This is a genomic window from Mesoaciditoga sp. (assembly GCF_054006115.1).
The window spans coordinates 55,586-68,103 of record NZ_JBPNHS010000009.1 but is presented as its reverse complement, the minus strand read 5'-3'; the positions used below and the strand labels follow the sequence as shown (position 1 = coordinate 68,103).

At 39.6% G+C, this 12,518-nt stretch carries 9 protein-coding genes and 1 tRNA gene; 5 read left to right on the top strand and 5 right to left on the bottom strand.

Annotation, left to right across the window (positions count from 1 at the left end; genetic code table 11):
• The 4 genes from ACXJIN_RS01620 (at position 1) to ACXJIN_RS01605 (ending at position 6,009) form a co-directional block, all read left to right on the top strand.
• Positions 1-2,199, top strand: coding sequence for a polyribonucleotide nucleotidyltransferase (locus ACXJIN_RS01620; protein ID WP_456398968.1), 2,199 nt, complete (start codon positions 1-3; stop codon positions 2,197-2,199).
• Positions 2,189-3,475 carry a M16 family metallopeptidase gene (locus ACXJIN_RS01615; RefSeq protein ID WP_456398966.1) on the top strand — a complete coding sequence of 429 codons (1,287 nt, stop codon included), beginning with the start codon at positions 2,189-2,191 and terminating at the stop codon, positions 3,473-3,475. The genes ACXJIN_RS01620 and ACXJIN_RS01615 overlap by 11 nt, the downstream gene beginning before the upstream one ends.
• On the top strand, positions 3,462-4,562 hold the full coding sequence (locus tag ACXJIN_RS01610) for an HD-GYP domain-containing protein (RefSeq protein ID WP_456398964.1): 1,101 nt from the start codon (positions 3,462-3,464) through the stop codon (positions 4,560-4,562). Before ACXJIN_RS01615 ends, ACXJIN_RS01610 begins: the two co-directional genes overlap by 14 nt.
• A gap of 181 nt (positions 4,563-4,743) precedes the next feature.
• Entirely contained in the window at positions 4,744-6,009 is a 1,266-nt protein-coding gene (locus ACXJIN_RS01605) for a cation:proton antiporter (RefSeq protein WP_456398962.1), read from the top strand.
• A gap of 98 nt (positions 6,010-6,107) precedes the next feature.
• Here the strand turns inward: ACXJIN_RS01605 and ACXJIN_RS01600 are convergent, their stop codons facing one another.
• The 4 genes from ACXJIN_RS01600 to ACXJIN_RS01585 all read right to left on the bottom strand — a co-directional run bounded on the left by ACXJIN_RS01600 (position 6,108) and on the right by ACXJIN_RS01585 (position 11,348).
• The gene (locus ACXJIN_RS01600) at positions 6,108-7,589 is read right to left on the bottom strand and encodes a 1-acyl-sn-glycerol-3-phosphate acyltransferase (protein WP_456398960.1); all 1,482 of its coding nucleotides are present in this window, start codon (positions 7,587-7,589) and stop codon (positions 6,108-6,110) included.
• A gap of 20 nt (positions 7,590-7,609) precedes the next feature.
• Complete coding sequence (locus tag ACXJIN_RS01595; protein WP_456398959.1) at positions 7,610-9,223, bottom strand: putative manganese-dependent inorganic diphosphatase; 1,614 nt, start codon at positions 9,221-9,223, stop codon at positions 7,610-7,612.
• Positions 9,224-9,237: 14 nt separating this feature from the next.
• Complete coding sequence (mnmG, locus tag ACXJIN_RS01590; protein ID WP_456398957.1) at positions 9,238-11,082, bottom strand: tRNA uridine-5-carboxymethylaminomethyl(34) synthesis enzyme MnmG; 1,845 nt, start codon at positions 11,080-11,082, stop codon at positions 9,238-9,240.
• 190 nt (positions 11,083-11,272) lie between these two features.
• Positions 11,273-11,348, bottom strand: a tRNA-Ile gene (locus ACXJIN_RS01585).
• Positions 11,349-11,427: 79 nt separating this feature from the next.
• Between ACXJIN_RS01585 and ACXJIN_RS01580 the strand changes: the two genes are divergently transcribed.
• Positions 11,428-11,589: a hypothetical protein gene (locus tag ACXJIN_RS01580; RefSeq protein WP_456398956.1), complete on the top strand. Its 162-nt coding sequence runs from the start codon at positions 11,428-11,430 to the stop codon at positions 11,587-11,589.
• 62 nt (positions 11,590-11,651) lie between these two features.
• Here ACXJIN_RS01580 and ACXJIN_RS01575 read toward each other — a convergent pair whose 3' ends face one another.
• Positions 11,652-12,515 carry a DMT family transporter gene (locus ACXJIN_RS01575; protein ID WP_456398954.1) on the bottom strand — a complete coding sequence of 288 codons (864 nt, stop codon included), beginning with the start codon at positions 12,513-12,515 and terminating at the stop codon, positions 11,652-11,654.
• Between the last annotated feature and the right edge of the window lie 3 nt (positions 12,516-12,518).

Sequence of the window (12,518 nt, the reverse complement as noted above, 5' to 3'; positions counted from 1 at the left end):
ATGTACAGAGTTTGGAAAAAAGAATTCCATGGAAATGAACTTATGATTGAAAATGGGAAGATGGCCAAACAAGCGGACGGGGCTTTTGTTGTAAGTTACGGCGATTCTAAAATGCTTGTAACGGCCGTAATGGATAAGAAAGCAAAGGAAGGATTAGATTTCTTTCCACTCACTGTGGAATACCAGGAGAAATTTTACGCTGCGGGAAAAATACCAGGTGGCTTTATAAAAAGAGAAGGAAGGCCTAGCGAAAATGCCATTCTTTCCGCGAGAATGATAGACAGACCTATTCGCCCTCTTTTTCCAAAAGGATTCAAAATGCCAGTTCAAATAGTGGCGACAGTTTTGTCCGTTGATCCTGACAATCCGCCGGATATTCTTGGAATTATTGGAGCTTCGTTGGCTCTAAATGTTTCTTCCATTCCTTTTGAGGGAATAGTTGCAGGAGTTAGAATAGCTTTAATAGATGGAGAATACGTTTTCTTTCCATCCGATGAAAAAGCGGAAAACGCAAAAATAGATCTGGTCGTCGCTGGAACAAAAGATGCAATTACCATGGTTGAAGGAGAAGCCGATGAAGCAGAAGAGGAAATAATGGTAGAAGCGTTGATGAAAGCGCACGAAGCCATAAAAGAATTGATAAGTTTCGAAGAAGAAATACTTTCTGAATTTGAAGTTGAAAAATTTGAATTCACACCTCCAACACTTGACGAGAACATCAAAAAGCGACTGGAAGAAAAGGTAAATATCGATGAATTGGAAAAAAGGCTCCTTACTCAAGGAAAATTGGCACGTGACAAGGAAATAGAAGCGTACAAAAACGATGTGGTAGATTCTCTCATGGCTGAAATTGAAGAAGAGGATAACTATGAAGAAGAGGATTTAAAAAACCTGAAAACACTTCTTTACGATGAATTCGAGGAAATGGTTAAACACACCATGAGAAGAATGATAGTTGAAAAAAACAAAAGGGTTGATGGAAGAACTCCAGACGATATTAGGCCCATAACTTGTGAATTAGATCTTCTCCCTCGTGCACATGGAAGCGCGCTTTTCACACGTGGAGAAACGCAAAGTCTCGGAGTTGTAACGTTAGGAGCTCAAATGGATGTGCAGGTCATAGACACTTTGCTTGAAGAAGGCGAAAAACGCTTTATGCTCCATTATAACTTTCCGCCGTACAGCGTTGGAGAAACCGGAAGATTTGGCAGCCCGGGCAGAAGAGAAATAGGGCACGGTCATCTTGCCGAAAGAGCCTTAAAGAGAATGATACCTTCAGAAGATGAATTTCCCTACACGATAAGAGTCGTTTCTGAAATTCTTGAATCAAACGGATCATCCTCCATGGCAACCGTTTGCTCCGGCTCACTTTCTTTGAGAGCGGCTGGGGTTCCAACAAAATCACACGTTGCTGGAATTGCCATGGGGCTGATTTTCGAACCGGATAAATGGGTGGTGTTAACCGATATATTGGGAATGGAAGATCATTTGGGCGATATGGATTTCAAAGTTACGGGTACGAGAAAGGGAATAACCGCCTTTCAAATGGACGTTAAAGTCGGAAATGTTTCTGAAGAAATAATGAAAATTGCTTTAGAAAAAGCAAGAATTGCAAGAAATAAAATATTAGATCTTATGTACGAAACCATTCCCGAAGCGAGAAAGAATCTTTCACCTTACGCTCCGATAATAAACTTAACGAGGGTACCTGTCGATAAAATAGGTGAGCTGATAGGTCCTGGTGGTAGAAATGTGAAAGCTTTGTCTGAAAAACACGATGTGGAGCTCCAAATCCAAGAAGATGGTCGCGTACTCGTCATTGGAAATGATCTCAAAAAAGTCAAAGAAGCCTTGAAAGAGATCGAAGATATGAACAGAGAAGTAAAGGTGGGAGAAGAATTTTTGGCGAAAGTTACCAGAGTGGAACCATACGGATTTTTCGCCGAACTCTTTTCTGGAAAGATAGGTTTGGTACACGTTTCCAAGATGGGAAGGCACGTCAGAAATGTTAAAGACGTTGTCCATGTCGGAGACAGTGTAAAGGTAAAAGTTACAGGCATAGATGCGGCTGGGAAAATACAGCTAAGTCAAATAATAAACGAAGATGAAAAAGCCCATCACGCTTATCATAACTCTAATCACACATACAACTCCAAAGAACATAGAGGGAGGCTTAACGACAAAAAAGATGAAAAGTGATTTTCATTCAGAAGAGTTAAAAAACGGTTCGAAACTTCTTACAAAAGACATACCATTTTTTAGAACTGTTACCTTAGGGATTGGAGTTAACGTTGGAGCCGCAGATGAAGTGGAAGAGAACAGTGGAATTTCGCACCTTATAGAACATTGTGTGTTCAAAAGAACAAAGAACTTCGATGGTTACACGTTGAAAAAGAAAATAGAAAGCGTTGGGGGAACTTTAAACGCTTTCACTTCGAGGGAATACACTCTTTTTTACGCAAAAGTGCCTGATTTTGCTTCTGAAGATGCTTTTAACGTGATTTACGATCTTGTGAGTGCGCCTCTTTTTTTAGAAGAAGACGTTGAAATGGAGAAAAACGTGGTTTTGGAAGAGATAGCGATGTACGAAGACGATCCAATGGATTTGGCAAGCACAAACCTTCTCAAAGCTTTGTGGGGAGAAGATAGCCCTTACGGACGCCCAATAATAGGAAAAGTGGAAACGGTGAAAAACTTACATTCACAAGATCTAAAAAAATTTCATTCTCTTCACTACGTACCTTTCAAAATGACGTTATCAATTCTTGGAAATCTTGAAGCATGCAACATAGGAGAATTCGTTCAAAGAATGGAAAAGCTTCAAGATTCAAAAGCGATGGAAACAAAAAGTCATCCTAAATCCGCAAAGGCGCTAAACGTCGTTACAACAAAAAGAGATCTAAAACAGGTCAACGTTTCTTTGGCTGTGCCAACGGTTGAAAAGTCCGACCCAAGAAATTATCCACTCGCCATCATAGCCACCATATTGGGCGGCGGAATGAGCTCTATGCTTTTCGAAGAAGTTAGAGAAAAAAGCGGATTGGTGTATTCAATATCATCTTCCAATCAATCTAACAGGTTAAGTGGATATTTTTCGATAGATTTTTCAACCTCACCACAAAAGATTTTTGAGGCGGTTGACAAGATCAAAAACGTTTTGTCTAACTTCCCAAAAAAAGTCCACAATTACATGGATTACGGTAAAAAGAGACTTGAAGGAAAACTTTTGACTTCTACCGAGTCAACCTTTTCCACCATGTTGATGATGATAGACGATCAGTTTACCCTTTCAAGAGTAAGAAAATTAGAGGAAACCATCAAATTCTTGAAGGAGGTAAAAGAAAGCGACATTCTTAAAGCTTTTGAGGAATTTTTTTGCAAAAAATGGACACTTTCGGCAGTTGGACCAGAAGGAAATTACGTTGAAGGCTTAAAAAAGCACGAATTCGAGGTGAATCTTGATGGCGGCAATTGAATGGAAACCTCTGGAAGATATAAAAGATGGGGATGTGTTGGCCGAAGATCTTTACGACGGCACGTCCTTTAAAGTGTTGCTTTCCAAAGGAACGAGGCTTAACGAAGAAATTCTTAAAAACCTTGAAAAAAGAGAGATACTCTGGCTTCCAATTGAGGGCAAAAAAAGTGAACTGGAAGAACTTAAAAGTTCAATAGATTTTGACGAAGAGCTTTTAAAAGTTGAAGAACCAATAGCTCCTGGAATAAAGCTTTCAGTTCCTGATGAAATGTACAGAGGCATCATCACCTCTTTCAAAGATCTGGCCGATCAACTTAAGGTTGGAGAAAGAGTTGACACTGAAGCGGTTGAGAGGACCCTTGGTTCGGTCGTAGACGATTTAATAACTCAAGAACAATACGTGGTTAACCTTTTCAGAAAACACGTAAGCGGTTATCTTTACAAGCATGGAATAAACACTTCCATTTTATCTGTCATGATAGGTTGCGCACTTTCTATGTCCAGGTACCATTTAATTCCGCTTGCGAAAGCGGCACTTTTTCATGATATAGGTTTGATGTTTCTCAAGGATCCAAAGTACGTTGACATCGGTGGAACATCTAATAGGGATAAATTGCTCCAGCACACAACAATAGGGTACAAAATATTATCATCAAAGGGGATAATAGAAGACAGGGAAATACTGGATGCCGTCTTGGAACACCATGAAAAATTCGACGGAACAGGGATTCCATTTGAAAAAAAAGGTGACGATATAAACTTTTACGCCAGAATAGTGCAAGTTGCAGACGCGTATGATTCTCTCACATCAACGACATCAGAAGCTCTTAATTTGAGCCCTTATCAGGCGTTAAAATGGATCTTATCACGCTCAGGAAAAGATTACGATCCTTATGTACTAAACGCCTTTGTAAAAGTGCTGGGAATGTATCCAACTGGAACAAAAGTAAAACTGAACAACGGGAAAAATGGGATTGTTATTAGAACAAGTGGAGCTGGTCTTTTGGTTCCAGTCGTTTTAGTTGACGATGTGTTGGTAGATTTATCAAAGGAAAAAGATCTTTGGATAGAGTCCGTGGTAGAATGAGCCTTCTTTAGCGAAGGCTCTCTTCGTTTTTCTTTGATTTTCCCTTCTTTTTAGAATTGCTTCCACTTGCCAAAAATGTTAAAAGAAACTTATCGAAAAAAATTTAAATGTTAAAAAAAGCTTATAGAAAAAAGCGTAATATGATTTCGGTGCATTTCACAACATGAAGGAGTGATACGTGATGATCAATGTTGACGTGTTATCTTACACTTTGGCAATAGTCATGTTTCTCGGAATGATCTCGTACCTGTTTGGTGAAAGGATGCACATTTCATACATCCCAATATTGATAGTTGTCGGAATGATATTTGGCCCAATTTTGGGCACAATAAACAGAGAGATGGCTCATTACATCTTTGATTACGTGCGTGTTTTTGGATTGGTGATCATCCTCTTCACCGAAGGTCATGATTTGAAGTGGCCATTGTTAAAAAAGCACATGGCTACTATAGGCATGCTCGATACCGTTGGCCTACTCATAACGGCCGTAATAGCCGCTTTCGCTTTTTCCTGGTTATTTCATGTTCCATTCATCGTTGGCTTTTTATTCGGCGCCATCATATCCGCTACAGACCCAGCAACATTGATCCCACTTTTCAAACAGCACAAAGTTAACGAAGATATAAAAACAGTAATAGTTACAGAGTCCATTTTCAACGATCCTCTCGGTATAGTTTTGACAACTTTGGCAATCGCATTCCTTCTTCCAAACGCACAAAGCGCTCGCTTCTTGGAATCTTTTGCGAAATTCACGGGTCTTTACCCCGCAGCCGTCCTTTTCTTTCTTTACGAAGTTGGCGTGTCAATAGCAATTGGAATAGGGCTTGGAATACTTGGCTATTGGCTCATAAGATGGTTAAAATTGGAAAGAACGCCTGTTATTTATGCGCTTTCATTGGCATTTGGAGGATTTTTCATTGGGGAATACTTCCAGGCTTCTGGATACCTTGTGGCAACTACCATTGGAATAGTGCTTGGCAACCACAAAATTTTCTTCAAGAGATTTGGTGAATCTAAAAGTGTTCAGCAAGCTCTGGATTTTGAAGTCAAATTTAACGAAATACTTTCAAACCTCTCAACGGTTTTCATTTTCTTGCTGCTGGGTGCGAGTTTGGATTTAAAAATCATAGGGGCGAATCTCGTCCTTGGACTTATCATAGCGGGCGTAGTTATTTTCGTCGCGAGGCCACTCGCCGGAACAACGCTTCTACCGTTGAAAAAATGGTCATGGAGAGAATACCTCTTTATCTCCTTTGAAGGCCCTAGAGGTGTTGTGCCGGCCGCTCTTGCGAGCTTACCACTTAGTCTTGGAAGGCTCTATCACAATTCACAGCTCGTAAGCTGGGGCGAAACCATATTGAGCGTTACCGTTATAGTAGTTTTGACTGCGGTTATAGTAGAAACGCTCTGGGTTGGACCATTTAAAAAGAAACTACTTAAAGATTGAGCTCTCGTAGCATAACGAATACTCAATGTTGAAGTACTTGTCAAAATAAACAATAAAGGTGGTTGTATTTTGTACAACCACCTTATTTTTTTTCATGTTCACCTGTAAGACCAATACGAAGGATCGTCTTTTTTCAAAAAATCAACCCATTCTTTCCACATCAACGGCGAAGTTTTATTGGGATGAACTTCGTACAATCTGTCTGCGTAAACATAAAATTCATGTCTTGACTCAACCAAAAACGCTTTTATTTCCGAAAGGGGCAACACGTTGCTTCCAAGTTTTACAGAATCCTTATCCAAAATGATTTTAACTTCTTTACCATTTACGGATGCTTCATCTTCGACTGGAAGTTTTGAAGTATTTGAAGGATAAATTGAATCGTGCAATTCTCTTACCTGTTTAACAGTTGGTTTTATCCACGTTTTACCACATTTTTCACATGAAAACCCTTTTTTGGATGATTTCAAAGATGAAATGCTGCCACATTCCGGACAGCTCCAAAGGTAGCTCTCTATTCCACGATAATCTTTGTAAGCTATGGAAGGTGGAACGGTATCTTTTAAAATAAAATCGAAAGCCTTCTTGTACTCCCTGAAATTCACAGCTTTTCCTATAAAAACATCCACGTTTCCCTTTTGAAATTTAGATGCCCATCTTGGCCACATCAAATGCGCCCTCTCTATTCTAACGGGCAAGACAGGTACCTTTAGACTTTCAACCAGCCTATCCACGCCATTTTTTACTTTTAATGGCCTTCCATCCCAACTTCTTTCATTTTCCACAAAAATTCCAACCACGCCACCTTTTCTCAAGGCTCTCAACATTTTCATAACTGCAGAAGAATCTGCTGTGTAACGTTTAATTGGAAACATTCCAACTTTGTCTATGAGCCATTTCATACGATCGTAATGTGCCCAGCTTAAGGGAGCCTTCATGTACACGTTCATCGCATCCATGATGAAAAATGGATCGAAATAGCAATTGTGGTTTGACACTACAAGAAAAGGTGGAGTGGGAACATTTTCTTTACCATAAGCTCTAACATCGTAGAAGAATTTTATTAAAAACTTTCCTATCATGTAAAGGAATACGAATAAAAATGGAGGATCTTTTGCCTCATCAACACTCCATTTTTTTATTGGAAAGAAAAATGGAGTCATACTCTTGTATTTCTCAAATTCTTGAAATTTACCCTTCAGTTTTTTCTCTTCAAAAATTATTATCAAGAATAAAATTATGAATTCCCATAAGATCAGTGGAAGGGACAACAAGTTAAAAGATATTGACAATCCCAAAGTGTAAACAAAGTAACCAAAATATATTGGATGGCGTGACATGGAATAAGGTCCACATGTAACCAAAAGCTTTGGAGAGTTTTTTCCAAAAAATGGCAAACCCAATCCAACAATCACCAAATAAGAAGTTGCCAATCCACTCCAAAATAGCCCAAATAAAACGAGAAACCACCCCCACCAATAATGAGGATGAAATGAAGTGTAAATATCAACAATAGTTATGCTCACTATCGGAATCGCTAACCAATACAATACAAATTTTAACGCGATATTTCTTTTCATTCATTTACACTCCCTGCTGATCACCTTGTTCCCATATTTCTGAGAATTTGACCTATTTTTGGAAGAAAGTCTTTTTTCCTCGACATGACATTTTTTAAAGTTACGGGTTGAGTACTAGAAACCACTGAGTTAAGACAAGCTTGATCCCCATCTACGAAAAGATCGCTACCATTTTCGAAGACGTTCGTAAATAGGACAAAAAAGCAATCCAATCCCGCGTTCTTTCTGATCTTTTTTATTTCATTTCGTATCTCTTGAGATCTTTTTCTATCGTATTCAAACGATGGAACCATAACTTGAGAAATCATGATGTTTTTCCCAAAAAGAACGTATCTTTTAACGTCACGGCTTAGTATTTCTTCAAGGGAAAGTCCTTCTAAGTTCATACCAGCGTTTATAAGATTCATTCCGTAATTGTCAACATCAACCTCAGCGATATCTGCCAAATGCTTAGCCATCTTAACATCGATATCCGTAGTCGTCGATAGTTTTAAGACCAAAGTGTCGGACAATATACCACTTAAAAGAGCTCCAGCGATCTTCCGGGAAGGTTTTATGTTAGAATCAACGAATTTTTTGGATATTATCGTAGAAGTAGAGCCAACCGGATCGTTCAAAAACTTAACGGGACGGAGCGTGTTAATGGTTCCAAGGCGGTGATGGTCTATTATTTCCAATATTTCAGCCTCCTCAATTCCATCAACGGCTTGAGAAAATTCGTTGTGATCTAAAAGTATCACGGATTTATGCACTTCTTCCATGAGAGTCGTCCTTGTAACCACACCTAAAAGTTTATTTTTTTCGTCGACGACGCAAGCACTCCTGAACTTTGACGAATACACCAGCTCCTTTGCATAGCTTATCGTGTCTTCCATGTTGAGTTTGGGAACATCGCTTGTCATTATCATCTTTGCTGGAAGTGAAAGATTTATCATCTTTCCCACGCCAAACGCATCAAGTGAAGTGGCAAGCAGAGAAGTGTTATGCTGCTTCGCCTCATGTATTACCCTTTCTCCAACCGGAGCGCCGTCTGCAACTATGAGGGCTGCTATTCCATGGCCTATCAACGCGAGCTGTGCCGGTTCATTGTCTCCAACAACCGCCACATCTTCGTGCGATAACTTTGAAAGCGCCACGTGCAGAGCGTCAACGACCGTATAGACCTTTCCATTCAATTTTTCATGGGCTTTCACAAATAGCTTGGCTTTTAAAATTTTTGCCAAAATCTCGAGCTCTATCGGCGCAACACGCAAAGGTTCTATTTTCAATCTCCGCACGTACGCCTTGGCCAATCCCCTTTCACTTACGAGTCCCTTAAGCGTCCCTACTTTGTCTACTATTGGAACGTTCTTCACATCGTATTCATCCATTAAGGAAACGATGTTTACAGTTGGAACGTCTTCCAAAGCACTAACCACTGGTGGTAATTTCATATCAGAGACCCTTGCCTCAACATCCTCTACAAACAAAGGAGCTTCTATTCCAAAATAGGAAAGCGCGTACTCGGTTTCTGGATTTATCTCTCCACACCTGGCAGCAGCGTACTTGCCTTTTTCAAAATGGTTGAGAAAATCTTCATAACCTATTGCGCTACAAATACTATCCGTGTCTGGATTTTTGTGACCTATTATCAATACTTTAGACGTTTTTAATTTCCCCCCTTTAGATGCACCTCTAAAAGTAGCAAATCAGTTGGAGTTACACCCTGAATTTTTGAAGCCTCTCCCAAATCTTTTGGCCTATTTTTCATCAGCTTTTGCCTTGATTCAGTTGAAAGGCCCACCACTTTCATGTAATCAAAGTTATCTGGTATTTTTACTCTTTCGAGTTTCTGAAGTTTTTTAACGCTTTCCAATTCCTTTTGGATGTAACCGCCGTACTTCGCTTCTATTTCCAATTCCTTTATCACCTCAAAATCTTCAAGGGCATCCGAATCGTATTTTTTCACATCTGAGTACGTTACGTTCGGAGCACGAAGCATTGTAAGAAGTGAAACGTTCTTATCCGTCTTCAACTTTTTCTTCAGTTCTTGCGGAACTTTCATGCGAATTTTTTCAAGTCGTTCCAAAGATCTTTTGACTTCTTGCTCAATGCGCAGAGTTCTTTCGTAAAAATCCTTGTTAATCATCCCAACTCGATAGCCGTACTTTGTAAGCCTCAAATGGGCATTATCATCTCTTAACAACAATCTGTATTCCGCGCGTGAAGTTAGCATCCTATACGGTTCATCCACACCCTTAGAAGTTATATCATCTATCAACACACCAATATAAGCTTCATACCTCTTTAACACTATTTGCTCTTCTCCACGTAGCTTTAGTCCTGCATTTATGCCAGCCATAATTCCTTGACCTGCCGCTTCTTCATAACCACTTGTCCCGTTAATTTGTCCAGCAAAATAAAGATTCTCAATTACTTTTGATTCAAGTGTTGGAAACAATTGAGTTGGATCCGCAAAATCGTATTCCACAGCGTAAGCTGGCCTAACGATTTTCGCGTGTTCTAATCCCTTTAAAGTATGAAGCATTTCAACTTGCGCGTCGTAAGGTAAAGACGTGCTAAAGCCATTTAAATAATATTCCAACGTGTTTTTGCCTTCCGGCTCGACGAAAAGTTGGTGTGAATCTCTATCAGGAAATTTTACGACTTTGTCTTCTATTGAAGGACAGTACCTTGGCCCTACCGAGTGGATTAGCTTGATTTCTCCGTACATGGGAGAGAACTTCAGATTTTCTCTTATTATATCGTGAGTCTTGGGATTCGTCCTTGTTATATAACAAGGATAATCTTTCGGTAAAACAACGGGCTTGTCTCTGTAAGAAAAGGCCAACGGTTCATCCCAGGTGTCTTGTCTTTCAAGGACAGAAAAATCTATAGAAGATTTTAGAATTCTTGGTGGAGTACCAGTTTTAAATCTTGACATCCTTATTCCAAAAGAAATAAGATTTTCGGTAAGTCCCTCAGCGGGAGGCTCCCCCATTCTTCCAGCCGGAATTGACTTTGGACCTATAAATATTTTTCCACCAAGAAAAGTGCCTGTTGTCAATATAACGGCCCTACACTCGTATTTTATGCCAATGGCAGTTTCAACTCCAACCACCTTTCCGTTCTTAACTAAGATCTTAGCAACTGTACCCTGCCGAAGTGTCAAATTCTCCTGCTCCAGCACAATTTTTTTTGCTGTAAGAGAGTATTCGTACTTGTCTACTTGCGCACGTAAAGCACGAACAGCGGGTCCCTTAGAAGTGTTTAATATTCTTACGTTTATCATAGAACTGTCCGTTATACGCGCCATTTCACCGCCTAAAGCATCAACTTCGCGGGCGATTTGTCCTTTCGCTGGTCCTCCAATTGCTGGATTGCAGGGCGTCCATGCCAGCGTGTCCAAATTTATACCGAAAAGTATCGTTTTCAGTCCCTGACGCGCTGTTGCCAGCGCAGCCTCTACTCCCGCATGGCCCGCTCCAACAACCGCTACATCATATTTTTCCATTTCGATCACCCTTTATCTCTTACAATCCTTTTACACACATTCTTCATCATCTTTTTCATACATTATCTTGTTCAAAGATGTGGAAGATGAATTCACTTTTTTGTAAAAACTTGACACTTTAGTTAAAAAGTGGTAATATAAAAAATAGCAAAAAGGCGGTGTTCATCACCGCCACCCTCTATTAAGTTCCTGGTGGGCTCAGGTGGACTCGAACCACCGGCCGCCCGGTTATGAGCCGGGAGCTCTACCAACTGAGCTATGAGCCCAAAGACGTTTAGATTATAAACTAATTAGCCGTCTATGTCAAGATGGGATGCGCAGGAAAAAGTGAGGTGATTGGAAACAATGGTTTACAAATCTGATCCAGTGAGAACCCTTCTTTCCAAGTATCCCAGATTGGTTATAATAAAGGCCGCATTTTATTTACTTAAAGAACACGAAGAAATAAGTATATCTACGTTGGAAAGAACGATACAAGAAGAATTTGAGAGATGTGGGAGCAGCTGAATAAAAAAAGACAAACAAGCATCTAAGTCAAATTGAAGGTAACGTGAAAATAAACGTTACCTTCAATCTTTTTCGGCTTTTAAATGTGTCAAGATGGCAGAGATTATTATCAGCGAAAAGCCCACTATTTGGACTTTTGAAAAATGATCTTTTAAAAGCAAATATGAAAAGATCGCCGCCGAAATCGGTTCTCCAGCGTAGATAAAAGCCGATGGAACGGTATCAACGTTCTTTTGATACTTCATCTGCATGATCAACGCTAAAAAACTTGCAAAAAAAGATATAAAGAGGATCAACGTCACATCGTTTAGATGCCATGAATCTCCTGAAAAATTGACAATGTAAAATGGAAGGTTTGCCAAAGTGATAAAACCCATTTGGAAGAAAGTAAGAGCTATGTACTTTTCTTCCAATTTTCGCGTGATTCCTGTGGTAAGAACCACATGAATGGCAAATGCAATTGCACAACCAATTGTCATAAGATCTCCTGTATTTAGTCGAAAAGTATTGCCATTCATCTCAGAAAGATATATTCCCAAAGTCGCCATTCCCAAGGAGAAAAAAACTGAAAAATTCAACCGAGTCTTTTCTATAGCAAGAGAAAAAAACGGAATGAGCACTATGTAAAGTGCCGTGATAAAACCGCTCTTTGATGAAGTTGTGTAGGTTAATCCCCAAGTTTGAAGAATGTACGCCACCGAAATAAAAGTGCCAAGAAGCGTTCCTTCTTTCCACACGAATTTCAAATCACTTTTTATCTTCGGAAAGAATAAAAAAAGTATGAACAAATCTGCCAGAAGAAATCTGTAAAAATTAAGCGTAAAAGGAGAAAGATGTGCGAGAACCATCTTTTCAAATGGAAAAGTTGCTCCCCATATTGTTACGAGTACACTTAACATTAAAGTGCTTTTCGATTTGATAGTCATTTA